We start from the raw sequence: 26,766 nt of genomic DNA, 5'->3' as shown, positions 1-26,766 counted from the left end.
TTTTACGCAAACTTGTAAATTTCAGTTCAATATATCATCTTTGTCTATCGAATTACTAGATTTATCAAGAACGAAGGGAGAGGTTAGGCTCTACGATCTTCTGGCAACCTGTAAACCTGATAAGGTGCCCCAACCTAATTCTATGGATAAATCTCAACATCCAACCACCGGAGTAACCAAGGAGTGCGCATGATGTGACCCGCAAGGGAGTAGCTGTTTTATTTTTAGCCATTAACAAACAACGCGTATGAAGGACATTTTTTTGCTCAGGGTCATTTACAGAAATGGTTTGAGCCTTTACAACATTACCACCACAGTAGAGTCTGTAAACGGTGCCAAAATCCAGCACCTCAACCTCATCAGCAAAGGCCGAGACTTTGTCGGTACGATATCCGTGGAGGTGGCTAACATCCTCGACTTCGATCAGATTGTCAGGCTTATCAAACGCAACCAGGATATTTCCCGGGTTGAAAAAGTAACCAGGTACTAAGCAGGCGCAGCCCGGCGCTTCGGGTGCCGGGCATGCACGATCTACACCACGGGTGTAAGTGTTTTGGGCTTTCTGTATTTGTGTAGATTAATAAGGAGCACGCTTCCAAGAATGATCATCAGTCCGATGATCTGGATCCGTGATATGGATTCTTTTGCAAAGAAAATACCCAGCATTACCGCTACAACCGGGTTTACATACGCATAGGTACTCACTTTGGTAGCAGGCTGTACTTTGAGCAGCCACACGTAGGCACTTAATCCTGCAATGGATCCGAATGTGACCAGGTAGGCAGTCGCAAGCCATACATCGGCAGGAATTTTCCCTAGGTCCAGGCTACTCAGCTCTCCGGAAAAAATGACACCGGGCATAAATGCGATCCCGGCAGTCAGCATCTGCCAGGTAGAATTTACGGTTGCCGAGGGCGACACCGCATTGTATTTGGAATACAGCGAACCGCCCGCCCAGGACATTGAGCCAAGTACCACCAGCCCCAATGCAAACAGGTCGCGGGAACTGTTGAGCGAAGACATGGAGATCATGATCTTTTCACTGAAAAGCAGGATCACACCCGCAAACCCGATCAGCAGCCCGAAGATGGAGGTTTTATTGTTCAGGTTCTCAGACCATTTCGGCTTGTCGAGCACTACAAACCAGATCGGAGCGGACGAAACCATAATTGCCACCATTGCACTTGGCAGGAACTGTTCGACCCAGATCACAACCCCATTCCCCACAAATAGTAAAAGCAAACCCGTGATGATTGCAGGCTTCATTGCAGCCCAGTCAAACAGTTTTTCCTTTTGCAGCAGGCTCCACGTCATCATGATCATTCCGGCTACCATAAACCGGAAACTGCCAAGGAAAAAGGGCGGCATGCCGGCAAGCGCACGCTGAATGAAAAAGTAGGTGGATCCCCAAACAATGTAAACGGTGGCAAATGCCAGCACAACTAACAGGGACGAAGGAGCTTTGCCTGGTGTCTGCATCATCTTTATTTTTCCGGTATGACTAATTGTTGTTCTTCTTTCACGGTTTCCAGCACGATCGTGGTACGGGTAGATATGATATTGGGGATACGGGAAAGTGTCATCCGCATCAATGCCATCAGTGAGGCAGAGTCGGCAGTGCGTACTTTTACAAGGTAGCAGTCTTCCCCTGCAATATGATGCACTTCCTGTACCTCAGGCACTTTGGCAAGTTCCAGGGCAGTGTGGTTGCTCCCCATTCCCTCCGACGATTTGATAGAAATGAATGCGAGCAGTTTCTGGTTGACCGCTGCGGGGTTGAGGCGGGCCGTATATTGCAGGATTACATCGCGCTGTTCCAGCTTTTTGACACGTTCCAGCACAGCCGACGGTGCCATATCAAGCTCACGGGCGAGGTCGGCATTAGTAATGCGTGCATTCGCCTGCATGAGTCTCAGGATTGCCAGGTCTGTTTTATCCAGAAAAATATCAGTTCCGCTTATCATTCTGCAAAGTAAGCGATATCCCGAATAATATGCAGTCCGTTAAGTAAATCTCTGAATTTTATTCATTCATTTGATTTTGCTCAGGCGCCGGGCGATCTCTCTGAGGTTTTCTTTTTCTGTTTATAGAAAAAAACGCCCATAACTTCATTTATTTGGGAACAACTCAGTTTGTCAACGTTTTTCTGATCCGATGAAAAATCATTTACTGCTGCTCCTGCTGATCCTTTCGGGTAATGTCCTGGGACAAATCGACAAAAAAGCCACCCTTCAGACCCGGAACCTGTACAGGAACCTGGGTGCGCTCGCACGTACAGGCGTACTGTTTGGCCACCAGCATGCTACCGAATATGGGCACGGCTGGTCGGGCGAGCACGACCGCTCGGATGTAAAATCGGTTACAGGGTCGCACCCGGCGGTGATCGGGGTTGATTTCAGCGGACTGTCGGGCAGGCCGGCGGATGCCATTCCTGCCTACGCGGAGGGACTGCGTAATAATGTAGTGGATACTTATGAGCGTGGCGGGCTGACCACAGTTGCCTGGCACTTTTCCAATCCTGCCTCGGGCGGCGGATTTTACTGGAAAGATTCGGTTTCCAGTGCATCCATGGCCCTCATCAAACCCGGTGGGTCGCACCATACGCAGTATAAGCAGATCCTGAAAACGGTAGGCGACTTTGCAAAGTCGGTCAGGGCCAAAGACGGGACACTCGCTCCCATGATTTTCAGGCCTTATCATGAGTTTGACGGCGACTGGTTCTGGTGGGGCAAGGGACACACATCGCGAGAAGATTTTATTTCCGTCTGGCGGTTTACGGTTTCATACCTGCGCGACAGTCTGGATGTACATAACTTCATTTACGCGTTTTCTCCCGACAACAAGTTTCGTTCGGAAGCTGATTTCCTGGAACGGTATCCGGGTGACGAGTGGGTTGATATGGTGGGAATGGACAATTACGGCGACTTCGGGCGGGACGGAAAGTATGATCTGGATGCAGGGTTGAAAAAACTGAAAATAGTATCCGGCTATGCACGGAAAGCCGGCAAGCTGGCCGCATTTACGGAAACAGGTCTCGAAAGTATTCCCAATCCCATCTGGTGGACCGAAACGCTCCTGAAAACGCTCAAAGCTGAAAAGCTGGATCTTTGTTACGTGCTCGTCTGGCGGAATGACACCAAAAGTCCTACCCACTACTACGCACCCTTTCCCGATCAGGTCAGTGCGCCCGATTTTGTAAAGTTTTACAATGATCCGTATACTTTGTTTGAGAACGACCTGAAAGGATTATACCGATGAGCCTGCCGGTACGGGATACCGTAAGGTTGTTGAGGATCCCTTTCTCATTTTTCCTGCTCCCTCTATTTCTGCTTGCATACAGTCAGGCCGAAATTGTGGTGCACAGGCAGGCACTGGCCGCTTTCCTGATCATTCACCTGCTGGTATATCCGTCGAGCAACGGTTACAACAGCTACGTAGACCGGGATGAAGAGAGCATTGGCGGGCTGGAACGACCGCCTCAGCCGACAGTCTGGCTTTTTTACCTCACGATTTTTCTTGACCTGGCCGCAACCTTTCTGGCGCTTATTTTCGTAAATGTGGTATTCGCCGGCTGCATTGTGCTGTACATTGCTGCTTCGCGCGCATACAGTTCGAGGCAGATCAGGCTGAAAAAGTATCCGGTAGCGGGTTTTCTGGTCGTGGTGTTTTTTCAGGGTGCATTTACCTACTACCTGTCTGTTGCGGGTGTGTCGGGCAGTGCGCTCCCGCTTACCCGCGAAAACATGATGATCCTGGCTGCGTGCTCGTTTCAGATCGCCGGCGCTTACCCGCTCACCCAGGTGTACCAGCACCGGCAAGACCTGCGTGACGGCGTGGTGACGATCAGTTACAAGCTTGGTTATACAGGTACTTTCGTGTTCACGGCGATCATGTTTGTGTTATGTAACTTGTTTTATTTCATGTATTTCCGTGCGCGGGAACTTGGAATGATTTTTTATATCATACAGGTATTCTTTTTTCCGATTGTAGCTTATTTCGGCTACTGGTTTTACCTGGTTTGGAAGGACAATGCTCACGCCAATTTCAGGAATACCATGCGCATGAACTGGATTGCCGCGGTTTGTATGAATGGTTGTTTTTTAGTTTTAATTTTTATCACCCGCAATCCTTTGAGTTATATATCAGTCATTGAAACGGCAGTGCCCGCCCATTGTATTTCGCAGGAGGAGCTTGCTGCCTTTTACTCTGCCGCCACCAGCGATCCGCTGGAAAAAAGAAAAATCAGGATTGTGGCCGGCAAGACAGGCATAGAAAATCGCTACTCGGTAATTGGTGATTTTGGAAAACGTGCAGGTGATTTTGAATTTTTCAGCAACAGCACCGACCTGCTTCCCGAACCTACATTAAGTCAGCGGATGGAATATTACCGACGGCACGCTACGCGGTTGTCGATGGATGCTGTCGGCAAAATTGAGGGATTTGAAGGCCGGAAAAACACGGTGACGCACCTGATCACGGTTACCTGCACAGGCTTGTTTGCGCCGGGACTGGATATCGAGCTTGTGCGGGAGCTCGGCCTGAACCCCACCATCCAGCGGAGCAGTATCAACTTCATGGGCTGTAATGCGGCAATTTTGGCATTGAAGAATGCCGACGCCATCTGCCGGAGCCACCCGCAGGCAAGGGTACTGATCGTGTGCACCGAACTATGCTCCATTCATTTTCAGAAGAAATTCAATGACGACTACCTGCTGTCTAACCTGCTTTTTGCGGATGGAGCTGCGGCAGTAATCGTGACTTCACAACCCGAAACCCGGTATGCCCACCATGTCGAGATTGATGCTTTCGACGCGATGCTGCTGCACCAGGGATATACAGATATGGCGTGGGGATTGTCGGAGACGGGTTTTATCATGAACCTGTCATCCTATGTACCGGACCTGATCCGCGACAATATCCGGCCCATGCTCCATGCAGTAGGCGTGCGGGCCGAAGATTTCCGGCACTGGGCCGTGCACCCGGGCGGCAAGCGTATTATTGATGATTTTGCGCTCGCACTTGACCTTGATAAATGCGCCCTGGCACCCACCTACAATGTGCTCAGGAACTATGGTAACATGTCGTCACCAACCGTCCTGTTCGTGTTGAAAGATCTGCTGGAAAAGGCAAAACCTGAACACCTTTCCGAGCGCATTTTTGCGGCGGCTTTCGGACCCGGGCTGAGCATCGAAACCATGCGCCTTCGGTATGTTTAACCAAAGGAGCCACCGTAAAGAGCTCCTGGACGAGGAAAATATCCCCGCTGGCGACTTGTACCGGAACGTCCGTGAACTCGACTTAATTAACCATTGGCTCGGCGGATACCGAATTTCATTTGCTGCCCTGAAAAAAGTGCTCGACAAAACTCAAACCTGCATTTTGGCCGATATTGGTTGCGGGGGAGGGGATACGTTGAAACGGATTTACGACTGGAAACAAAAAAGCGGGTATCAGCTTCAACTGCATGGCATTGACATCAAGCCTGTCTGCATTGATTACGCCCGAAAAAACATTGCTGTGCGGGAAATCAGCCTGATCTGTGATGATTACCGGAGCCTGTACCTTCACCTGCCGAAGATTGATATTATCCACGCCTCCCTGTTCTGCCATCATTTGTCTGATACTCAGCTTGCAGAGCTGGTCCGCTTTGCTCTGGACCACCGTGCTACGCTCGTCATCAATGACCTGGAAAGGAACCCGCTGGCCTATTATTCCATTCAGTGGCTGACCCGGCTTTTTTCAAAATCATACCTTGTGAAAAATGATGCGCCCCTCTCAGTGCTGCGCGGCTTTAAAAAGCGTGAATGGAAAGAGCTCCTTCATGCAGCAGGTGCAAAAAACTTTACCGTGAAGAACAAATGGGCATTCAGGCATGAAGTAATTGTGTATGGAAAAGAGCTCTGAACAGTACGACTGCGCAATTGTCGGTGGCGGACTTGCGGGACTGTGTCTCAGCATACAGCTGGCCGGGCAGGGTTTGCATGTTGTTTTGTTTGAGCAAAAATCCTATCCTTTTCACAGGGTTTGCGGGGAGTACATCAGCATGGAAAGCTGGGATTTCCTGGAACGACTGGGCGTTCCACTGCGGGACATGAATTTACCCCGGATTACAAAGCTTGGTGTGAGTTCTCAAAAAGGCTTTATGCTGCATGCTCCCCTGGTATCCGGAGGTTTCGGCATCAGCCGCTTTACCCTGGATGATACCCTGAGCAGGCTGGCAAAGGACAGGGGCGTAGTAGTACTGGAAAATTGCAGGGTATCCGCTGTGGAGGGATCCGATTCACAAGGTTACGAGACTAAGACGTCTGCGGGTACATTCTGCTCGCGCGTGGTTTGTGGCAGCTTCGGGAAATATACCCCGGCCTTTGTCGGGGATTCCCGCCGGGAGCGTACCAACTACATCGGTGTAAAATATCACATCCGCACCGACCTGGCTGCGGACCGCATTGAGCTGCACAACTTTCAGGATGGATACTGCGGCATTTCCAAAGTGGATGGCGACCGCTACTGCCTGTGCTATCTTACAACCGCAGCAAACCTGGCGCGACATGGCAGGCATATCCCTGAGATGGAGGAGCAGGTTTTATTCAAAAATCCGCGTTTGAAGTACTACTTCCAAAATTCAGACTTCCTCTTTCCCGAACCGATGGTGATCAGCAATGTGCATTTTAGCTACCGCAGTACTGCATCGGGAGGGATGTTGCGGCTGGGGGATGCGGCCGGTTGTATTACACCGCTTTGCGGCAATGGCATGAGCATGGCCATGCGTGCCTCTATGCTGCTCGCCGAGTCTCTGGCTGTTTTTTTCAAAAACCAGAAGAATGGCGTGGAAGTTGCTGCCTTGTATGAGCGGGCATGGAAAGGCGCATTCAGCAGCCGCATCGCAGCGGGCATGTATCTGCAAAATCTTTTTGGAAAAAGTACCCTCACAGACTGGTCGTTGCGGCTCCTGGCCAACTCGCCCGCACTCACGCGCAAGCTGATCTCACTTACGCATGGCGACCGGTTCTAGCGTTTTGTCTGTTGTCTTAGGCGGCAGCCGTATTTCGAAAATAAATGCATTCATCAGGAGCATAAACATGCCATAGAAAACATCCTCCACGGGGATTGTAAAAAGCCGGACCCCCACGTTTTCTGCATTGTTGTACCATACCACGGGTTCATCGAGCCCGGTTCCGGTAAGGATACCATTGACAATAAAGAAGGGCACCAGCAAGAACATGTGGGAGAAGTAAAAAAGGCTCAGCCAGCGGCATTTATACACAAAGTGAAGGAAGCCCAGGAATACAAACAAACCTGCCAGCGCATACAAGGTGTACCATCTGTCCCTGAAAACAACGACGCCCGCCAGCGAAACAAGCAGGAACAATGCCGTCACTGGTTTCTCTGATCTTATCTTATAATCAACTCCCTTCCAGTTTCTGAAAACGTAGTAGGTGAACATGCAGGCATACGGAATGCAGATGAAGAACAGAATTTCCTCGATAGGAAGGTTGAACAGGTAAATGCCGCACAGGTACTTCGGATTGAAGCCCCACACGCCGATTTTCGTAAAAAAGCTGTCCCAGATAATGAAGGGTGCTGCCGTGAGGAATATGGCGGGCCATATGGCACCCCATTGCTGATACAGTTTGATTTTTGGGTGGAACGAGAAAATAAGCGGTACAATTATGGCGCCGAGGTCCACCAGCAGATACAGGTAGTTCATCGCGCGGCATTGTTACGGGCTTCCCTGAAATATTTAAGCGGCACCCACAACATTCCGAAGCATTCGCCGTCGTGCTTGCCGAGGTGCTTGTGGTGCATCTTGTGCGCGCGGCGTATGGCTTTCAGGTATACTGATTCCGTCTTGCGAAACATTTTGAAGCGCTGGTGAATAAAAATGTCGTGTACCAGGAAGTACGTAAAACCATACAAGGTAATCCCCAGGCCTATCCAGAAAAGCGGATTGACACCGCCGCGCAGGCCAGAAAGTAGGGCCAGGATGCCCGGAATGGCGAAAAGCACGAAAAAGTAGTCGTTTTTTTCAAAGAAATCACCGTCGTCGCGCTGGTGATGGTCGTGATGCAAAAACCAAAGTGCGCCATGCATCAGGTACTTGTGTGCCAGCCAGGCTACAACTTCCATACCCACGAATGCGGCCAGTACAATCGCTGTGTTAATGATCCAGGTTTCCATTTAATGATATTTTAAAGCAGGTTGATGTTCAGGGCAGGGGGATTTTGTCCAGCACCTCTGAGAGACAAATCTTAAACCATTCGGTGTAAGCGCCGGGATTTGCAGCTACGTCAGCACGGATCTCACTGGTCGTCAGATACCTGAAATCCGAAGCTTCCTCGGGATTCAGCTCCGGCAGGTCGTCTGTAACACCCCAGAAAACATGATCGAGCTCGTGCTCCGTGAGTCCGTTTTCCAGCGACGCCCTGTATTGAAAAGTAAAAAGAAAATTCAGTTCAGCAGTAATGCCCATTTCCTCACGCAGCCGGCGCACGGCGCCGAGGTAGGTGGTTTCGCCGTCCAGCGGGTGGCTGCAACACGTATTGGACCAGAGTCCTTCCGAATGATACTTGCCGAAAGCCCTTCTTTGCAGCAGCATTTCACCTTTTGAATTAAAAACAAATACAGAGAAGGCGCGGTGCAGGACTCCTTTCTGATGGGCTTCCAGCTTGGGCATCAGCCCGATCGCCTCGTCTTCTTCATTCACTAGTACTACCTGGTCAGACATAATGCAGGGTTTTGAAAAAACATCAGATGACATTATAACCAAAAAACGTTATAAAAGATCAAACTGGTGCCTTACCAAACACCGGAACATCATCCCGAACTTGTCATAGTCCGGAATACGGATGCGGGCGTTCATTACCTTTTCCGCCGGCGTTTCCTTGATTCTCAGGAAAAGTTTTTTATAATAGTAATAAGCCAGGTATACGCCTCGTCTCGACCCCGCTGGCAATTTTCTGATCCCCACCAGAGCCTCCTCGAAGTCGTCCTCAATCTCCTGCTGAATCAGCTCTTTTTCCCTGGCGGAAAACTGGCTGAAATTAACGCCCGGAAAGTAGGTGCGTCCCAGTGTCTGGTAGTCGGCCTTGAGATCGCGGAGGAAGTTGACCTTCTGAAAGGCCGATCCCAGCTTCATGGCGTAAGGTTTCAGTTCTGCATAAAGCGCTTCGTTCCCTTCGCTGAATACCCGCAGGCACATCAGTCCCACCACTTCCGCCGAACCGAGTATGTACTCCTTGTAGGAATCAGGCGTGTGATCTTTGTGAAGCAGGTCCATCTCCATGCTTTTCAGAAACGTGTCGGTCAGTTCCCATTCAATTTTGTACTTGTGCACCACATGCTGGTAGCTGTTGAGAATGGGGTTAATGCTGATTTTGTTGGCAATTGCCTGCTCGGTTTCCCGCCTGATCTGCTCCATTAACTCCTGCTGCCGGTAGCCGTGGAAGCTGTCCACGATCTCGTCTGCCAACCTTACAAACCCGTAAATGCCATAAATAGGGTGGTGAAACTTACTTTTTAAAAAGTAGATGCCGAGCGAAAATGAGGTACTGTAAAGCTGTGTCGTGGTTTTGCTGCAGGAGGTTGATAAACTGTCAAAAAGTGCCTTCATTGCTTACCTGTTTAGGAATTTTAGTAGTTCGTTTGCTGCGATTTGTCCTGAAATGATGGAGGGAGGCACGCCGGGCCCGGGTACCGTCAGCTGCCCTGCATAAAACAGGTTGTCCAGCTTTTTGCTCCTGAGCTTCGGCTTGAAAATGGCGGTTTGCAGAAGGGTATTGGCAAGCCCGTAGGCATTGCCTTTGTAGGCATTGTAATCTTTGATAAAATCGGAGGTGCAGTAGCTTTGCCGGAATACCACGTGACCGCGGACATCTTCTCCTGCAAACGCTTCAAGTCTGCCCATCAGCATATGGTAATAGCTTTCGCGGGTCGCTTCCACATCGTCCAGACCGATGGCGATCGGCATCAGCACAAACAGATTTTCCTGGCCGTCAGGTGCTACGGAGGGGTCTGTACGTGAGGGGCAACATACGTAAAAGAGGGGTTTTTCGGGCCACTTCTTATGCTTGTAAATGTCGATAGCATGGCCTTCAAAATCTTCGTCAAAAAACAGGTTGTGGTGTCTGAGCTTTTCTATTTTTTTATTTACCCCTAAATAAAACAGCATACAGGAAGGCGCAAAAGTGCGTGTTTCCCAATACTGCTCATCATAGGATCTGTTTTCGGGATCAAGCAGTTTTTGTTCGATATGATGGTAGTCCGCACTGCCTACGACAGCGTCCGTGGCAATGTGCCGGTCATTGGAAATCAGCCCGGTTACATGGCCCGATTGCGTTTCAAGCTTACTGATCTGCTCCATGGTACGAAACTCAACCCCCGACTGCTCGGCCAGTTTCTGGAAGGCAGATGCGACCCGCCCGAACCCGCCCATCGGGTAAAAAGTGCCTTGTTTCAGTCCTGAAAAGTTCATCAGGCTATACAATGCAGGCGTATCCTTAGGCATGGCTCCGAGAAAAAGTACCGGGAATTCAATGATCGACAGCAGGCGGGGATCTTTAAAATACTTGCGTGCATGCTGGCTGAATGAGGTAAAAAGCTGGATTTTCAGCGCATCGCGGAGTAGTCCCAGGCTCATGAACTCCATCATCGAGTGTCCGGGCTTGTATACCAGATCGCCCATACCTACGCGGTACTTCAGCTCACCCTCGGCAATAAACTTCCGGAGCTTGTCGCCTGCGCCCGGCTCAGTCTGCTCAAACAAGTCGCAGGTTTGTTCAAAATCAGCAGGAATATCCCATACCTCGTTCTTGCCGAATATGACGGCAAAGCCCGGATCCAGTTTTTTGAGCTCGTAATAATCGGATACATCCTCACCGAAAAGGTTGAAAAACCGCTCATACACGTCGGGCATCCAGTACCAGCTCGGGCCCATATCAAAAGTGAAGCCTTCTGCTCCGAAAATGCGCGCACGTCCCCCGATGCCCTCATTCTTTTCAAAGACGGTCACTTTGGCACCGCTCTTTGCCATGACGGCCGCGGCGGTCATACCCGCAAAGCCGGCGCCGATCACAGCAACTTCCGCCGGCTTTTTGAGTATATGAAAACTGTTGTTACGCATGCAGGTCGATGATGCCGGCGAGGGTACCGATATCTTTAATATGATGAATATTATCAGCCCGGTCCTCAGCCAGACTTCCCGAAATACATACTTCTACTCCCGGGAAATCCGTAGAAAGTTTGTCGAGCCAGGATGGGATGGTACCCATCTGATGGTTCCGGACAATGAATGAATACAAGTGCGTAGGTTTAACCTGACTTACTACATGGGCAAGGTTTTCAAAAGGTACTCTTGCTCCAAGATATACTGCCTTGTGGCCCCGCTCGCGGATCAGGTAGCATGCAAACAGGAGCCCGATCTCATGATCTTCTTCTTCGTGCAGGAACAATACCCACGTTTGGGTGCCTTGTGCCGCTGGAAGCTGGTCAATGGCGCTGAAAAGCTTTTGCCGTATTAAGTTAGACAAAAAATGTTCCTGAGCGGGAAGTATATCATCTTTGACCCACATAAGCCCCGCTCGCACCAGGAGCGGGTATAAAAGTCCCTCGTACGTGGCCCTGATCCCAAAACGCTCCGCAGCATCTGAAAACACGTCTTCAAACTTGGCCGTATCATAGGTGCTCACGGCAATCAGCGCCTCGTCCGTGAGCAGCCTGAACTGCTCCGCAGCAGGTGCTTCCTCATGGATCATCTTCTCAATTTCACACGCCATTTCCTCCTTGCTGAGCTTGCTGATGTGCGAAATCTTCATGCCGCGTTTCAGGAGGCTGCATACATTCAGCAGCTTTTTAAGCTGATCATCATTGTAGTTACGGATGTTGGTGTCTGTCCGGTCGGGTTCCAGCAAGCCATAGCGCTGCTCCCAGATCCGGATGGTGTGGGCTTTCTGGTTGCTGATGCGTTCGAGGTCACGGATGGAGTACGATGACATTTTGTTTAGGTTTTTTCAAAAATAGTTAAACAAAATTATTTTTCAAGAAAATGCTAGGAAAATTGAAACCGGCCTGTAATTTTGATATTGAAAGTATCGCAAGATTGATTTTAAAAATATCATACTCCCATGTCAACTCAGGAAATCTATTGGTCGGTTAACATTAAGTATTTACGTATACGACAGCGGCTGAGCCAGGAGGCTTTGGCCGAAAAACTGGGTATCAGCCGGGTGAAGCTGAATGCGCACGAGAGTGGCCGCACAGCCAATCCGACGATCGATGATATGATCAATTTCTCTGAGTATTTCCGGATGAGCATTGATAGTCTGCTTAAGATTGACCTGACCCGGCTTTCCGAACAAAAGATCAAAGACCTGGAACAGGGGAGTGAGCTGTTTATGAAAGGCAGTCAGATCCGCGTTCTAGCCATTACGGTCGACAGGGACGATGTGGAGAATATCGAGTACGTGCCGGTGCAGGCCAAGGCAGGTTACCGGTCGGGCTATGCGGATCCTGACTTTCTGGCCAAGCTCCCGCGCTTCAACTTTCCTACGGTGCCCAAGAATGGTACTTTCCGGATGTTCCCCACGGTAGGTGATTCCATGCTGCCCGTGCCCGAGGGTGCCGACATCATTACCCGCTATGTACAGGACTGGACCAAGCTGAAAGCCGGTACTCCCTGCATTGTAATCCTGAAAGGGGAGCAGGATTTTGTTTTCAAGCAGGTGACGATCAATAAGGATGGTACTTTGCTCCTGCAGTCCTTCAACAAGCAGTACTTTGCCTACACAGTACCTATTACGGAGGTGATTGAGCTGTGGGAATATTACAGCTTTCACAGTAAAGCACTCCCCGATCCGCAAACGGATATGCAGCAGCTGATGAAGATGCTGCAGGAAATGAAAACCGAAATCACCGAAATAAAAGGTCAGCAAACTTCAAAATAGTTGTAGGTCTCCCGGCATTCTCCGGTATTCACCCCAGTTTTCCCGGTTGTCGCCCCGGAAAAATTATATTCAGGATTGCGCCGTGAATAAGTCCGGAAGGTGATAAAAGGCGGGATTAAACCAGCAAAAGGTTGTGCAAATGCTTCTGAATAAGTCCATTTGTAGAATATATACTTAGATAATACCACTCAGTTCTATTAGCCATGGAAATTTATTTTCTGATCATCATAGTATAGTATTTGGATAGTACAATTTACTTAGTTTTATAACCACTGGAAAAGTTAGTATTACCCCAGCTAACCCTGGGCTTGTCACAAAAATAATTACAGGTTTTCAGGACGGACATACTTTCGTAGAGTAATCACAACCCGACTCTATCAGATGTTCGTCAAAAGTTTATCACTAACGCTCCTCTCTTTATTCGTGCTGACTGTCAATAACATGGCACAAGCGCAAAGCCCTACTTCGGCAGCCGGTCGTTTCAATGTATTCATCCAGGGAGATGCCACGCTGACTTCCAGCGAAACGGAAGGACCCATTGCCATCGGTGGAAATGTGACCACCAACCAATACCAGATCAGCTTCAACAAACAGCATGGAGCGTTCTTCGTAAACAATGCTTCTATTGCTCTCGCGGTCCGTGGCGGCGTAAAGCTGAACAACGGAAGTCTTACCATTAATGGTGAAAATTATGTAAAGATCGGCCAGTGCTCGCCCGCTGACGGCTCAGCCAGCAACCTTAAAGTCTGGTACAGGGATAACAATGGTGCGGCATCCACGATCCGCATTACGGAAAATGGCCGGCAATACTGGGATTCGCCCAATATCACGATCAATGCAAATGTGAACAGCTTCTCGCCAGCAGTGAGCGAAAATGTGAATCCTGTTTGTGACAATATATTTGGTACAGGCGACAACCAGATCGATATCGACGGAGCCTTCACTACCTTCATCCGCCGCTCAGACCAGCTGAGGGAAATGGCAGATAACCTCGCCATCCGCGACCAGAATGGCAATATAATGCCGAATGCACCGGTTGGTCCTTACCTGGATCCTTCCGTGATCGGCAACAATCCCAAGATCATTGTTGATCCCAACAAAATCAATGTGCTGACGGTATCAGCGGCAGTCTGGAGCCGGATCGGGAACTCCAACATTGAAGGGATTCCCTCGGGCCCGCAACTGGGGCAAACAAACTACTCAGGAGCTTTTGGATTGATCGTAAATATCGTGGATGTGCCTGCTTACAAGGCTACTACGGGCAGCAGCACGGTTAGTTTCCCGGGATTCGGCGGATTGTCTGACCCGCAGGGCAGCTATGTAATTTACAACTTCCCGGATGCGGTTGGTACATTAACCCTCGGCGGAAATGCACAGATCAGCGGGACGATCTTCGCACCGCAAGCTGACCTCATCAAGGAAAATAACGGCAACATCAATGGCCAGGTGATTGCAAAAACGTTCAGGCATAACCGTGACGAGATACACTTCTGGCCATTCCTGCCTTCGATCCCTGAGCCGGTTCAAAAACAAATCACCGTGAAGGCTAATTCAAAATGCGCCTCCAATGCACCATACCTGGATTACGAAGTGGCAGGAAACTTCGACACAAATGGACAAACTGCCAAAATCGAGTGGATCAATGCAGAAGGAAAGGTTGTGCAGGAAGATAACAGCCAGCCACTGACAGGCAGTATGCTGTTCCCCGGTGCCTCGGTTGATGAAAACGGAAAGGGCGTAGCCTGGCCGGGCTGGGAGAAACAAAATGGCAAATGGATGCAGGTGGACGATCGCTATGCTTCACTTTGCAACCAGGGAGCCCGGATTCGCGTGACAGTAGGCGTTTACCAGACCATGGACATTACATACCCTGCATCGTCCAACGGGTGCTATACCACACCTCCGCCCGCTGCGCCGCTGCCGGTCAAGCTGGCAAGCTTCACAGCCGAAAATGAAAGCTGCAATGTAAAGCTGCAATGGACTGTGAGCGAAGCCAAGGGTTTCTCACACTTCGTGGTAGAACGATCGGCAGATGCGATTCACTTCACCCAACTGGCAACAGTTGACTTTGATAAAAACAAAAAGACCTACGCTTTTACGGATAGTCCGTATACCGCGGAAAGTGCACCGGCCCGCTATTACTATTACCGGTTGCAGCAGGTGGATGAGGACGACTCCTTTGAGTACAGCACCATCCGCAGCGTAGAGGCAGGAAAGTGCGACGCAAGGCTTGCGATAGACTTCTATCCAAACCCTACACAGGATGAGATGAATGTGAAAAGCTACTCGCCGGTACAAAAACTTGAAATATACAACCTGGCAGGCAAGCAGATGTACCAGCTGACACCAGGCCTGAACGAAACCGAAGTGAAAGTGAACGTGCAGGCATTTGCCCAGGGAATTTATATCGTAAACGTCATCAATCAGGAAGGAAAACACACCTCCAAAATCCTGAAACGATAGTTAGTTGATCTTATAGCGTTATGTGGAACTTAAAAGTACCGGCGGCTTCGCTGGTATTTTTTTTGGTATATGGTCAAACCAGCTTACGGCCCTTCCACTCGTACGTAGGATTCTGTGCGGCCAGCCCGAAGAAGCATACATACAGGGGATAAAAGACCTGCGTGAGCGGAATAAGAAGGGCTGATGCAGGTTTTTTAAGGAAAATGAGTACGCTGCCCAGGAACAACCACTCGGGCAGGCATTTCAGGAGGAGCATCCACACCAATGCAGACGGACTTACCAGGCCGGCCAGGGACAGGGCACAGCCCGCAAGCAGTGAAAAGTTACAGGTAAAAATGAAAAGTGCCAGTACCAGGGGTGTCCGGCTTTTGTAATGCTTCCATTTACTGGCCCAGCGTTTTCGCTGCCTGAAAAATGCCTTCCAGCTGCGGTGCGGTGCTGTTTTTACAATTGCGTCCTGGGATTTGAGAAAATGAATTTGTCCGGGAAAGCGGGCTGCTACCTTGTGCATCAGGAACTCGTCGTCACCCGAGGCAATATGCCTTACCCCATCAAAGCCACCCACTTCCATGAAGACGGTGCGATCATAGGCAAGGTTTGCACCATTGCACATGGACGGATAGCCTGCCTGTATTGAGCACGCTCCACTGCCTACCAGGCTGGCAAATTCAACGGTTTGCAGATGGTCGGTCAGCAGGTGTTCGCTGGTGAAGGTGACCGGTCCGCTGATCAGCCTGGCACCCGAAGCCTTCCTGGCTGATGCGATGGCTGCGAGCCATCCCGGCTCGACACGGCAATCCCCGTCGGTTGTGACGATAAGGTCGCTTTCGGACATGCCTATGGCGGTTTCTATTGCCCGCTTCTTGGGTGAAGCGGTTGGGGCAGGGGTGAGCGGCACCAGGTGAATGCGTGTAGCTGTGCCGGATGCGAACCGGCTGACGATCTCAGCGGTCGTATCCGTGGAGCCATCATCCATGATAAAGACCTCATATTGCGATTTGGGCAGGGTTTGGGCATCCAGGTCAGCCAGGAGGAAGCCAATGTTTGCTGCTTCATTCCGCACCGGTATGACAACGGAAATCGTCAGGTCGGCAGACGGGAGAGAAGGAGCCGGTTTTTTTATTTTTGTCCAAAAGACAAAAAGACCTGCTGTAAACGCCGCATAGCTGCCGAGGACAGCCAGGATGGTCCATTCAAGTGCGGGCATGAACAAAAGCTGCGTCATCATACCTTATTGATCCTGGCCGATATACTTCCATTTATTTTTCCAGATCAGAACAAGGCCCGTGATAATGGGTCCGAGCACATTCACGATCCATACCAGGAAGGTTGCCGCAATCAGCTCTTCGGCGGGCAGCTGGTACTGACTGAACACCACCAGTGCAGTGAATTCCCGCAAGCCCAGGTCGCCCAGCACATTGACGGCGGGGATGACGGTTTTTGATAGAAATATGAGCGCCACACAACTGATCAGCTCCATGACAGGTACCGGGAAGTCGAAGAGCGTGAGGGCGAGTACAAATTGAAATACAAACACGAAGTACCGGCACAAACCCAAGCCGAATGCAATGCCGAGTTCGCTGCCGGAGTACCGGCCCGCAATGGAAAGATAGGTTTGTATTTTTTTTAAGAGATCCATTTTGGGTTGCCAGGTGACAATGCGCGTCCGGAAAGTTGCCACGAGAACACCGACCAATAAGATCAAAATAAGTAGCAGGGCGATGAGCCTGGCAGTGATTGCATGGAGGCCGAGCGTATGCCGCAGGTTGAACCAGGCGATGGTACCAAAGCAAACCGATGCATAAAACTGGATTCCGTTTGAAACAATGGCTGCGCCCAGGGCTTGCATGCGGTCCGGGGATTTGAGGGCTGCAATGCGGCCGATGGTGTCACCCAGCTGGGCCGGCGCAGCCACACCCACGGCCAGACCGGTGAGCGTGCCTTTGAGCGCATCTGTAAAGCTGATCCTGACTATTTTGGATGCCAGCAGCTGCCATTTAAGGCTTTCGAGTGACCAGTTGACGGGTACCAGCAGGAGCATAGCGCCGAAAATGGGAAGATGTGTGCCCGTCAGTATGCCGGCAAGTACGCGGCCAATGTCGGCGACACCTTTCTGCTCATTTCTGAACGTATTAAAGATGTAAATGAGGATCAGGAATGTGACGGCCAGCTTTCCCGCCCGGAGCAAGTTCCGGGTAGTTATTTTTTCTTTCAGTATCGAGAGTTGCCTATCTTGCACCATGATAAAACCGCAGGCAGAGCCTACCGAAAAGGTGATTATTGGCGTAGATCCCGGCACGCAGGTGATGGGTTATGGTGTGATTTCGGTTAAGGGACAACAGATTTCCCTCATCCAGTATGGTGTGATTCATCTGAGCAAATATACCACTCACGAGCTCAAACTAAAGAAAATCTTTGAACGCATGATCCAGCTCATCGATGACTATTTACCCGATGAAATGGCGATTGAAGACCCTTTTTACGGAAAAAATGCGCAGTCGATGCTGAAACTGGGCCGTGCGCAGGGCGTGTCTATGGCTGCTGCACTTTCCCGCAATATCCCCATCGTAGAATATTCTCCCAAGAAAGTAAAACAGTCGGTGACCGGAAATGGGAATGCTTCCAAAGAGCAGGTTGCTTTTATGCTGGAGCAGATCCTGCACATGGAACTGAGCCGCGAATTTATGGACGCTACCGACGGCATCGCGATCGCTATCTGTCATCACTACCACGCCAATGCGCCCGCTGCACCCGCCACCGGAAAATCTGCAAAATCCAAGAAAGGTGGCTGGAACGCTTTTGTAAGCGAAAATCCCAACAGGATCAAATAAGTTGCCGATTTTTTAATCCTGAGATTAAAAAATTTTAATGGTACTTATCGAATAAATTCTGAAACTAATCAAACGATTGTTTGTTAAAATCAAACGATCGTTTGATTTTGTTTCCTGCTGCCTTTATCTTTGTGACAGCGTAAGCGAAAAACCTTGTTTAAAGCAGCTTGCGGCGCAATATGGATAACAACCCGAAAAAAAGTCAGATCCTGGAAGTAGCCGAAAAACTCTTCGCCGAGAGGGGTTTTGCAGGTACTTCGGTAAGGGATATCGCACACGAGGCAGATGTGAATGTGTCGATGATCTCTTATTATTTCGGATCAAAGGAAAAGCTGATCGATGCGCTTTTTGAAAGCCGGACCGACGAATCCCGATCGCAGCTGGAAAGTCTCGTGATGAATGAGGAGCTGGCACCATTGCAGAAGATCAATATCATGATAGATGCCGTGGTGGAGCGGTTGGTTGAAAAGGAATGCTTTCACAAGATAATGATGCGGGTACAGCTTACTTCGGAGCGCTCGGAGGTCATATCGGAGAAAGTAATGGGCTTTAAGCTCCGGAATATGGAACTGATGAAAAAGCTGGTGGAAGAGGGGCAGCATGCAGGTGTGTTCCGCAGCGGCCTTGACCTGAGCCTGATGATGACCACCTTATATGGTACTGTCAACCAGGCGATCGCTACGCAGGATTTTTACAGAATCATACACAACCTTGAACATATGGACCATCTGGAATTCAGGGCACACCTGAAACGCAAGTTGAGCCAGCACCTTAAAAATCTATTCAAATCGACAGTAACTAATGAACACCACGTTGAAAATTAGGTTTCGTACCCTTGTCGCCGCGGGCCTGCTCGTTGCGCTGGGACAAGCCTCCCATGCACAGGAAAACCGGACATTATCGCTTGAAGAGGCGGTCAGTCTGAGCCTCAGCAACAGCAAACAACTTAAAATCAGCCAGAGCAACATTGACCTGGCAGGCCAGAATATCCGTGAGATCCGGGAAAATCAGCTGCCCAGCCTGAGCGTATCGGGTTCGTACCTGCGGCTGAACACACCCAATATCAGTCTGAAAATGCCGCAAAGCGGTAATGACAGCTCGGGTACGAGCGCCACCGACCTGAAAGTACACCAGGCCATGTACGGCATGGCGAGTGCATCACTTCCGCTTTTTTCCGGGTTCAGGTTTAAATATGGCCTCGAATCGGCCAAGTACCTGGAACAGGCCGCCAAGCTGGACATTGAAACCGACCGGCAGGCAGTTATTCAGAATACGGTCATGGCATACAGCAACCTGTACAAAGCCAAAACGGCAGTAGACCTGGTTACAGAAAACCTTGCGCGTGAGAAGCAGCGGGTGGAGGATTTTACCAACCGTGAAAAGAATGGTATGCTGGCGCGCAATGACCTGATGAAGGCCAAACTTCAGGAATCCAATGTGGAACTGGCACTGCTCGACGCGGAAAACCAGCTGAAAGTAACCACCATCAACATGAACCTGCTGCTCGGTTTGCCCGAAACCACTGTGTTGCAGGCGGACTCTGCCAGTTTTATGGCGCTTAAAGAAGCAGGCAATGCAAATGAATGGGAGCAAACGGCACTCGCACACCGCCAGGATGTGGCAGCAAATGGTCTGCGCCAGAAAGCTGCCGATGCTAATATACATGTAGCCAAAGCCGACCTTTATCCCAGTTTTGCACTGACGGCCGGCTATGTCGCACTGAATATTCCGGGAGTGGCTGTCATTCCCAATGCAATGAACGCCGGCATTGGACTGCGATACGACATCGGCGCCTTCTGGAAATCGGGAGCAAAGATCGAGCGGGCCAAAACGCAGGCATACCAGCTCAGAACGAACGAACAAATCCTGCTCGACCGGATCCACCTCGAAGTGAACACCGCCTATTACAATTATGTGTTAAGCAAAAGAAAAATAGAGGTGTATGCCAAGGCAGTGGAGCAGGCCAATGAGAATTATCGTATCACCAAGAATAAATATGATAACAGTCTTGTAACCACCACGGACCTGCTCGACGCCGACGTAGCACAGGTACAATCCAGGATCAATTTCGAGGCTGCCCGCGCGGACGCTGTGGTAGCATACAAAAGACTGGAACAAACCGCAGGCATCATCAACCAGTAATTAACCAGCTAAATTATTTCGACTCTTTAAGATATGGAGACCAGACAAGCACCAGCCACCGAGGAGGCAGCACCTAAAAAAACCAACCGCCGTTTTATCATTATCCTCGGACTGCTCATACTCGTAGGCGGAACATGGGGATTTAACAAATACAACCACGGCCAGCACCACGAAGAAACGGACGACGCCCAGGTAGATGCGAACATCAGTCCTGTTATTCCACGTATTTCGGGCTATGTGACCGAAATCAGGGTGAAAGATAACCAGCCCGTGAAGAAAGGCGATACGCTTATTGTACTTGACAATCGCGATCAGCTGATCCGCCTTGAACAAGCCAAAGCAGCACTGGCCGGCTCACAGGGTAGTCTGCAGTTTGCCAATGCGACCACAACAGCATCCCAGGCAAGCGGCATTACCTACGAGGCCAATGTGGCCATCGTGAATGCGCAGATTGAGCAGGCGAAAGTGAATGTGTGGAGGACCAGCCAGGACTTTGCACGGTATGAAAACCTGATCAAGGACCATTCCATCACACAGCAGGAGTTTGAACAGGCTTCGGCCGCCAAGCAGACTGCAGAACGCCAACTGGCTGTACTGCAGGCACAAAAAGATGCTGCCGAGCGTCAGTACAAGGCTGCCGGCAAGCAAACCCGTGCTACTTCGGAGCAGTCGAGTGTGGCCAATGCCAACATCAAAGCACGCCAGGCAGATATCGATAATGCAAAACTGAACCTTTCCTACACCGTAATTACATCACCTGCAAACGGTCATGTTTCCAAAGTGAATGCACAGGTGGGTCAGTACCTGCAGGCCGGCCAGTCGCTGTTCAGCATCATCACCAACGATGCCCCCTGGGTAGTAGCCAACTTCAAGGAGACCCAATTAACAAAAATGAAGCTGGGCCAGGTAGTGAAAGTACATGTGGACGCATTTCCTGACCACGAGTTTGAAGCCAGAGTGGCGTCTTTCTCTCCTGCCACCGGTGCACGGTTTGCCCTGCTGCCTCCTGATAACGCCAGCGGTAACTTTGTGAAGGTGGTACAACGCCTGCCGGTACGCATTGAATTTACGCAGGCAAACGACCAGCGCCTTGCGCAGCTTCGTCCGGGCATGAACGTGTTCGTGGACGTTGAATTAAACTAAGTTTTTAGGATTTCAACCCTATCATAATGGTAGCACAAGAATCACTGGTCGAATACGGTTTCCGGCGGGTCATCATCACGATCACCGCGGTGCTCTGCGCCCTGCTGGAAATTGTCGACACGACGATCGTGAACGTCGCCCTCAACGATATGCGGGGGAACCTGGGGGGCACGCTGTCGGAAGTAAGCTGGGTGATCACGGCCTATGCCATTGGAAATGTGATTATTGTACCAATGACAAGCTGGCTGTCCCAGCAGTTCGGGCGCCGCAACTACTTCGCTGCGTCGATCATCATCTTTACAGTTTCGTCTTTCCTTTGCGGAAATTCAGACAACATCTGGGAACTGGTATTTTTCCGGTTCCTGCAGGGTTGCGGCGGCGGCGCGCTGCTCGTAACCGCACAAACGCTAATTACTGAAAGTTACCCGCCCGAAAAACGCGGGATCGCACAGGCAATTTATGGATTGGGCGTGATTGTAGGTCCTACGCTGGGACCGCCGCTGGGTGGTTACATCGTGGATAATTACAGCTGGCCTTACATTTTTTACATCAACATTCCGCTGGGTATCATTGCAGCCCTGCTGACGATCGAGTTTGTAAGAAGTCCAAAATATGCTGAGAAAAAAGCGGCGAACGAAATTGACTGGTGGGGAATTATTTTCCTGGCGGTTGCTGTAGGATCACTGCAATATGTTTTGGAAAAAGGGCAGGAGGAAGACTGGTTTAATGATGAGATCATCGTGATCTGCTCGGTCCTGACCGTACTCGGCTTCTTTTTCTTCATCTGGCGCGAGCTTACCTACAAAAGCCCGATTGTAAACCTGCGGGTACTTTCCAACGGGAACTTGCGAGTGGGAACCATTTTATCCTTCATTCTGGGATTCGGGCTGTATGGATCTACGTTTATCATCCCGCTGTACACCCAGGCCACGCTTGGCTGGACAGCCACCCAGTCGGGTATGCTGATGGTACCTGCCGCAATTGTAACCGCCATGATGATGCCGATTGTGGGTCAGCTTCTGCAGCGCGGTGTTAAGCAGCAGTACCTCGTATCCATTGGGATGGTACTCTTCTTCGTGTATAGTTATTGGGGTTACCTTATTCTTACGCCGGATACTGGCAAGGATGCATTTTTTAACATGCTGATTGTGCGCGGGATTGGCCTTGGTTTGTTGTTTGTGCCGATTACCACGCTTGCCCTGTCTACTCTGAAAGGGCGGGAAATTGGCGAAGGTGCTGCATTTACAGGGATGATGCGGCAGCTGGGCGGATCGTTTGGCGTGGCGGTGATCACCACCTTCATTGCCCGGCGCAACATGCTGCACCGCAACGACCTTGTCAGCAGTCTGGATGTAAACAATCCGATTGTTCAGCAGCGTGTGGAAGGGTTGCAGCGCACATTTATGTCAAAAGGAATGTCGCCGGATGTGGCATTGCAAAGCGGCTACAAAATGCTCGATTTTTCAGTTTCGAAGCAGGCGCTGGTCATGTCTTATATGGATGTGTTTCTGTACCTGGGTGTCATGTTCCTGATCTGTGTACCTTTTGTACTCTGGACCCGGAGCGGAAAAGGAAAAGTGGACACATCGGCAGCGCATTAAGATTTCAAGTGTAGTAGTATTACTGAAGAAGCTTTCCTGTGGTCGGGAAAGCTTCTCTTTTTTTCAAGCTATTCTCTCTACTTTTGACCAAATTACCCAGGAAATCCAGTGCATCAGAATTATCATTTTTTAAAGCAGCTTGCTCCTCGCATGCATGAAATGCTGGCCGGGAAGGTGCTGGAAGAAGCATTTAGTCAGGAGAAGGATGAGATTGTACTTGTTTTTCAAAGTTTGGAAGACGGCAGCCAATCCCTGATCAAGGCGGTACTGCATGCCGACTTTTCGTGCCTCAGTTTTCCTGAAAAATTCGAGCGTGCCCGGAAGAACAGCGTCAATCTGTTCAATGAATTTCAAGGTAAAGCTGTTACCAATATCAATATTTTTGAAAATGAGCGTGCCATCCATGTAGATTTTGAGGATCATACTGCATTGGTCTTTAAGCTTTTTGGAAACCGATCCAACCTGCTCGCGCTGGATACGGAAGGAAAAGTAACACAGCTTTTCAGCAACCGTCTCGCGCTCGACTGGGAGCTCAGTGCCACCAGTCTCAACCGGAAAATCGACCAGTCTGAGGAAGCATTTGAAAGTGCCGGCTATGATTACCGGAAGTTGTATCCCACGCTGGGCAAGCTGGCCAATGCACACCTGGATGCATTACTGGCAACATCAGGCCCTCATATGCGCTGGCAGGTCGTGCAAAGATTTATCAGCGAAATCGAAAATCCTCCCTATTATGTAACCAGGGTAGCAGGGTTGCCAGCACTGACCTTGTTTGAAACCGGTGAGGTGATCTCCGTTTTTGAGGATCCGGTGGCAGCACTCAATGCTTTTTACCTGGCCCACATCAGGCTGACCGGCATTGAAAAAGAAAAAGCCGAAATCGTCCGGTTGTTGAAAAAGCGCATTCAGCAGACTGCCAACTATCTTGAAAATACATTTGAGAAGCTCGTAAGTCTGGAATCTGCAGTGAAGAACGATGAGATCGGCAACCTGATCATGGCGCATATGCATGCGATTCCGGCCCGGGTAACGGAGGTGGAGGTCTTCGATTTCTACCGCGATCAGCCCATCAGGATCAAGCTCAAAAAAGACCTTTCGCCCCAAAAGAACGCGGAAGCATACTACCGCAAAGCCAAGAACGAAAAAATCGAAATTAGCAGACTGAACGATAGCCTGTCTGCGCGGGAATTGGAAAAAGCGGCACTCGAAGATCATTTGGCACATATTGAGACTATTGTTTCGCTGCGTGAGCTTCGTACCTATATCAAAACCAACCAGCTCAACCAGGCCAAAGTGCCCGAAACGACCCAGGAGCTGTTTAAAAAGGTGGACTTCATGGGCTACACGATCCTGATCGGGCGGAATGCGAAAAACAATGACCTGCTCACACGCCAGTATGCCCACAAAGACGATCTCTGGCTCCATGCAAAGGATGTTACCGGCTCTCATGTGGTGGTTAAAAATCAGCCAGGAAAGAACATGCCTGCCCTGGTAATCGAGCGCGCTGCCGAGCTCGCAGCCTGGTATTCCAAGAGGCGGAACGATACCCTTTGCCCGGTCATTTACACGCCCCGCAAGTTTGTCAGGAAGCCAAAAGGCCTGCCCGAAGGTGCTGTGATCATTGAAAAGGAAAACGTGATCCTTGTACCTGCCAAAGGCGAATAAAGGGCTTTGATAAGTCTTTGGAACTGGCGAACTTCGTAGGATATTTGGAAAACAGAATCTGTTAGTGCAGAATGCTTGAGAATCGTCGCTTTGTGATTATAGGCTTTTTCGCCATTGTTGGAATTATTTACTTGCTGCGACTTTTCTACCTTCAGGTGCTCGATGAGAGCTACTCCATCGTTTCTTCCAGCAATTCCATCAAGCGTGTTATTGAAATACCTTTCCGCGGTCAGATCTACGATCGGAAAGGAAAGCTCATCGTATATAATACTCCGGTGTATGACCTCCTGGTGACGCCCTACAAGGCCCGGGTGGACGATACGCTTCGTTTTTGCAGGGTACTCGGGATCGAGCGGCGGGATTTTGACAGCCTCATGGCCGTAGCGAGTGCATACAGCCGGGCCAAACCTTCCATTTTCCTGAGGCAGCTTTCAAAGGAAGACTTCGCATCCATTCAGGATATTATGGTCGATTATTCGGGTTTCGAATTTGCAAAAAGCTCCCTGCGCACCTACACGGCACCTACGCTCGCCAATACGCTGGGCTATGTGAGTGAGATTACTAAGACCCAGCTCGAAAAGCAGGAGGAACCTTACTACCGGCAGAGCGACTACATCGGGCAGAGTGGTATTGAAAAGATTTACGAGCAGGAGCTCAGGGGCAAGCGCGGGACGAAGTTTGTCATGCAGAATGTAAATGGTGTGTACAAAGGTCCCTGGAAAGGCGGAGAGCTGGATACCATGGCCGTCGCCGGAGAAAACCTGTATTCGGGCATTGACCTGGACGTGCAGCAGTATGCCGATAGTTTGATGGTCAACAAGGTAGGGAGCGTGGTAGCCATTGACCCGAAAGACGGGCAGATCATTGCAATGGTATCCGCCCCGACCTACGATCCCAAAATCCTGGCAAGCCGTTATTTTTCGAAAAACTATGCGGCACTCGCACGAAATCCGTACAAACCCTTGATCAACAGGCCTATTATGGCAAGTTACCGGCCGGGTTCTACCTTCAAGCTGATACAGGCACTGATCGGGCTGGACGAAGGGGTCATTACGCCCAATACCGGATTTTCGCATGCGGGCGCTCCGGTGGGGTGCCACAATCACCCGGGTACCGGCACCGTGGCATTGGGTGTTATGCACTCCTGTAACCCGTATTTTTACAATGTGTTCCGCAGGATGATTTACAACAATGATATCAAAAACACATTCAAGGCATCCGCGGCCGGCCTCGACGAGTGGCATGACCGCGTCAGCAAGTTCGGGATAGGACAGCGGCTGGGCATTGACCTGCCCAGTGAGTACCGCGGGAATTTGCCTGATAAAAAATACTATGACCGCTTCTATGGAGAGTACCGCTGGAAGTTTTCAAACATTTACTCCCTCAGCATTGGCGAAGGCGAGCTGCTGATCACGCCGCTGAAAATGGCAAATGTAGCGGCAATTATTGCAAACAAAGGTTACTACTACACGCCTCACATCATCCACAGCATTGGCGATAAGCACCGGACCAATCCGGAGTACCTTGTACGGCACGAAACGGATGTAAGGCCCGAACATTTCGGACCTGTGATTGAGGGAATGATCGGTGCCGTGGAGGGTGGTACTGCCCGCCGCTCACGGGTGGAAGGCATCAATATCGCTGGTAAAACGGGTACCTCGCAGAATAAAAAAGGCGACGATTCTTCTATTTTCATTGCATTTGCCCCGGTGGAAGATCCCAAGATCGCGATTGCTGTTTTTGTGGAAAATGCAGGAGCGGGTGGCTCAGCCGCTGCGCCCATCGCCACCCTGGTGATAGAAAAGTACCTGACGGGCAAAATCACCAACAAAGGGCTGGAAGAAAGCATGCTGAAAGCCAACCTCATGAACAAGGTAGTCCTGACGGGCCAGCAAAAGGCGGCGCTCAAAGACACTGCCACCGTGAAGTCATCCGACGTGATCAAAAAACCACTGCTGCCTAAAAAGCAATAATCCAATCAAA

At 50.1% G+C, this 26,766-nt stretch carries 24 protein-coding genes and 1 riboswitch; of the genes, 14 read left to right on the top strand and 10 right to left on the bottom strand.

Annotated elements, in window-relative coordinates; genetic code table 11:
• Nucleotides 1-58 precede the first annotated feature (58 nt).
• A riboswitch (SAM riboswitch) is annotated at nucleotides 59-153 on the top strand.
• Between the two features lie 94 nt (nucleotides 154-247).
• Nucleotides 248-490 (top strand): hypothetical protein, encoded by a 243-nt coding sequence (locus tag HWI92_RS08725; protein ID WP_204662808.1) that lies wholly within the window; start codon nucleotides 248-250, stop codon nucleotides 488-490.
• A 41-nt stretch (nucleotides 491-531) separates the two neighbouring features.
• Here HWI92_RS08725 and HWI92_RS08720 read toward each other — a convergent pair whose 3' ends face one another.
• Together HWI92_RS08720 and HWI92_RS08715 are read right to left on the bottom strand one after the other, a co-directional pair.
• Complete coding sequence (locus tag HWI92_RS08720) at nucleotides 532-1,482, bottom strand: EamA family transporter (RefSeq protein WP_229249163.1); 951 nt, start codon at nucleotides 1,480-1,482, stop codon at nucleotides 532-534.
• Nucleotides 1,483-1,484: 2 nt separating this feature from the next.
• The gene (locus HWI92_RS08715) at nucleotides 1,485-1,964 is read right to left on the bottom strand and encodes an Lrp/AsnC family transcriptional regulator (RefSeq protein ID WP_229249161.1); all 480 of its coding nucleotides are present in this window, start codon (nucleotides 1,962-1,964) and stop codon (nucleotides 1,485-1,487) included.
• A 190-nt stretch (nucleotides 1,965-2,154) separates the two neighbouring features.
• Here HWI92_RS08715 and HWI92_RS08710 point away from each other — a divergent pair, with 190 nt between their 5' ends.
• Genes HWI92_RS08710 through HWI92_RS08695 form a run of 4 tightly spaced genes read left to right on the top strand, consistent with a single transcriptional unit; the run spans nucleotide 2,155 to nucleotide 7,012 of the window.
• Nucleotides 2,155-3,258, top strand: a complete 1,104-nt coding sequence (locus tag HWI92_RS08710) for a glycoside hydrolase family 26 protein (RefSeq protein WP_204662806.1) — start codon at nucleotides 2,155-2,157, stop codon at nucleotides 3,256-3,258.
• Nucleotides 3,255-5,216 carry a UbiA family prenyltransferase gene (locus HWI92_RS08705; protein WP_229249159.1) on the top strand — a complete coding sequence of 654 codons (1,962 nt, stop codon included), beginning with the start codon at nucleotides 3,255-3,257 and terminating at the stop codon, nucleotides 5,214-5,216. The genes HWI92_RS08710 and HWI92_RS08705 overlap by 4 nt, the downstream gene beginning before the upstream one ends.
• Entirely contained in the window at nucleotides 5,209-5,904 is a 696-nt protein-coding gene (locus tag HWI92_RS08700; RefSeq protein ID WP_204662804.1) for a methyltransferase domain-containing protein, read from the top strand. Before HWI92_RS08705 ends, HWI92_RS08700 begins: the two co-directional genes overlap by 8 nt.
• Nucleotides 5,888-7,012 carry an NAD(P)/FAD-dependent oxidoreductase gene (locus tag HWI92_RS08695; RefSeq protein WP_204662802.1) on the top strand — a complete coding sequence of 375 codons (1,125 nt, stop codon included), beginning with the start codon at nucleotides 5,888-5,890 and terminating at the stop codon, nucleotides 7,010-7,012. The genes HWI92_RS08700 and HWI92_RS08695 overlap by 17 nt, the downstream gene beginning before the upstream one ends.
• Here HWI92_RS08695 and HWI92_RS08690 read toward each other — a convergent pair.
• Genes HWI92_RS08690 through HWI92_RS08665 form a run of 6 tightly spaced genes read right to left on the bottom strand, consistent with a single transcriptional unit; the run spans nucleotide 6,986 to nucleotide 11,990 of the window.
• The gene (locus HWI92_RS08690; protein ID WP_204662798.1) at nucleotides 6,986-7,708 is read right to left on the bottom strand and encodes a lycopene cyclase domain-containing protein; all 723 of its coding nucleotides are present in this window, start codon (nucleotides 7,706-7,708) and stop codon (nucleotides 6,986-6,988) included. The genes HWI92_RS08695 and HWI92_RS08690 overlap by 27 nt on opposite strands.
• A complete protein-coding gene (locus tag HWI92_RS08685; protein WP_204662796.1) occupies nucleotides 7,705-8,178 on the bottom strand; it encodes a sterol desaturase family protein in 474 nt (157 codons plus the stop codon). The genes HWI92_RS08690 and HWI92_RS08685 overlap by 4 nt, the downstream gene beginning before the upstream one ends.
• Before the next feature lie 28 nt (nucleotides 8,179-8,206).
• Nucleotides 8,207-8,725: an isopentenyl-diphosphate Delta-isomerase gene (gene idi / locus HWI92_RS08680; RefSeq protein WP_204662794.1), complete on the bottom strand. Its 519-nt coding sequence runs from the start codon at nucleotides 8,723-8,725 to the stop codon at nucleotides 8,207-8,209.
• 48 nt (nucleotides 8,726-8,773) lie between these two features.
• Nucleotides 8,774-9,610: a phytoene/squalene synthase family protein gene (locus HWI92_RS08675; protein ID WP_204662792.1), complete on the bottom strand. Its 837-nt coding sequence runs from the start codon at nucleotides 9,608-9,610 to the stop codon at nucleotides 8,774-8,776.
• Between the two features lie 3 nt (nucleotides 9,611-9,613).
• Nucleotides 9,614-11,119: a bifunctional phytoene desaturase/3,4-desaturase gene (gene crtID / locus HWI92_RS08670; protein ID WP_204662790.1), complete on the bottom strand. Its 1,506-nt coding sequence runs from the start codon at nucleotides 11,117-11,119 to the stop codon at nucleotides 9,614-9,616.
• Nucleotides 11,112-11,990, bottom strand: a complete 879-nt coding sequence (locus HWI92_RS08665; protein ID WP_204662788.1) for a MerR family transcriptional regulator — start codon at nucleotides 11,988-11,990, stop codon at nucleotides 11,112-11,114. Before HWI92_RS08665 ends, crtID begins: the two co-directional genes overlap by 8 nt.
• Before the next feature lie 129 nt (nucleotides 11,991-12,119).
• On the opposite strand from HWI92_RS08665, the gene HWI92_RS08660 reads away from it, so the two are divergent.
• Both HWI92_RS08660 and HWI92_RS08655 read left to right on the top strand, forming a co-directional pair.
• Nucleotides 12,120-12,938, top strand: coding sequence for an XRE family transcriptional regulator (locus HWI92_RS08660; RefSeq protein WP_204662786.1), 819 nt, complete (start codon nucleotides 12,120-12,122; stop codon nucleotides 12,936-12,938).
• Nucleotides 12,939-13,379: 441 nt separating this feature from the next.
• Complete coding sequence (locus HWI92_RS08655; protein WP_229249158.1) at nucleotides 13,380-15,401, top strand: choice-of-anchor A family protein; 2,022 nt, start codon at nucleotides 13,380-13,382, stop codon at nucleotides 15,399-15,401.
• 73 nt (nucleotides 15,402-15,474) lie between these two features.
• Here the strand turns inward: HWI92_RS08655 and HWI92_RS08650 are convergent, their stop codons facing one another.
• Both HWI92_RS08650 and HWI92_RS08645 read right to left on the bottom strand, forming a co-directional pair.
• The gene (locus HWI92_RS08650) at nucleotides 15,475-16,629 is read right to left on the bottom strand and encodes a glycosyltransferase (RefSeq protein ID WP_310589525.1); all 1,155 of its coding nucleotides are present in this window, start codon (nucleotides 16,627-16,629) and stop codon (nucleotides 15,475-15,477) included.
• Nucleotides 16,630-16,632: 3 nt separating this feature from the next.
• Nucleotides 16,633-17,643 carry a lysylphosphatidylglycerol synthase domain-containing protein gene (locus HWI92_RS08645; protein WP_204662781.1) on the bottom strand — a complete coding sequence of 337 codons (1,011 nt, stop codon included), beginning with the start codon at nucleotides 17,641-17,643 and terminating at the stop codon, nucleotides 16,633-16,635.
• Between HWI92_RS08645 and ruvC the strand changes: the two genes are divergently transcribed.
• The 7 genes from ruvC to mrdA all read left to right on the top strand — a co-directional run bounded on the left by ruvC (nucleotide 17,642) and on the right by mrdA (nucleotide 26,756).
• On the top strand, nucleotides 17,642-18,232 hold the full coding sequence (gene ruvC / locus HWI92_RS08640) for a crossover junction endodeoxyribonuclease RuvC (protein WP_204662779.1): 591 nt from the start codon (nucleotides 17,642-17,644) through the stop codon (nucleotides 18,230-18,232). The genes HWI92_RS08645 and ruvC overlap by 2 nt on opposite strands.
• A gap of 179 nt (nucleotides 18,233-18,411) precedes the next feature.
• Nucleotides 18,412-19,056: a TetR/AcrR family transcriptional regulator gene (locus tag HWI92_RS08635; RefSeq protein ID WP_204662777.1), complete on the top strand. Its 645-nt coding sequence runs from the start codon at nucleotides 18,412-18,414 to the stop codon at nucleotides 19,054-19,056.
• Nucleotides 19,034-20,374: a TolC family protein gene (locus HWI92_RS08630; protein ID WP_204662775.1), complete on the top strand. Its 1,341-nt coding sequence runs from the start codon at nucleotides 19,034-19,036 to the stop codon at nucleotides 20,372-20,374. Before HWI92_RS08635 ends, HWI92_RS08630 begins: the two co-directional genes overlap by 23 nt.
• Nucleotides 20,375-20,407: 33 nt before the next feature.
• Nucleotides 20,408-21,517 (top strand): HlyD family secretion protein, encoded by a 1,110-nt coding sequence (locus HWI92_RS08625; RefSeq protein ID WP_204662773.1) that lies wholly within the window; start codon nucleotides 20,408-20,410, stop codon nucleotides 21,515-21,517.
• A gap of 26 nt (nucleotides 21,518-21,543) precedes the next feature.
• Entirely contained in the window at nucleotides 21,544-23,118 is a 1,575-nt protein-coding gene (locus HWI92_RS08620; protein ID WP_204662771.1) for a DHA2 family efflux MFS transporter permease subunit, read from the top strand.
• Between the two features lie 150 nt (nucleotides 23,119-23,268).
• Nucleotides 23,269-24,783 carry an NFACT RNA binding domain-containing protein gene (locus HWI92_RS08615; protein ID WP_229249156.1) on the top strand — a complete coding sequence of 505 codons (1,515 nt, stop codon included), beginning with the start codon at nucleotides 23,269-23,271 and terminating at the stop codon, nucleotides 24,781-24,783.
• 71 nt (nucleotides 24,784-24,854) lie between these two features.
• A complete protein-coding gene (gene mrdA, locus HWI92_RS08610) occupies nucleotides 24,855-26,756 on the top strand; it encodes a penicillin-binding protein 2 (protein ID WP_204662766.1) in 1,902 nt (633 codons plus the stop codon).
• The last annotated feature ends 10 nt before the right edge of the window (nucleotides 26,757-26,766 follow it).

It is taken from the genome of Dyadobacter sandarakinus, assembly GCF_016894445.1.
GTDB classification, from domain to species: Bacteria; Bacteroidota; Bacteroidia; order Cytophagales; family Spirosomataceae; genus Dyadobacter; species Dyadobacter sandarakinus.
Note: the sequence above shows the minus strand (reverse complement) of the source record. Positions and strands in the feature narration are given on the sequence as shown.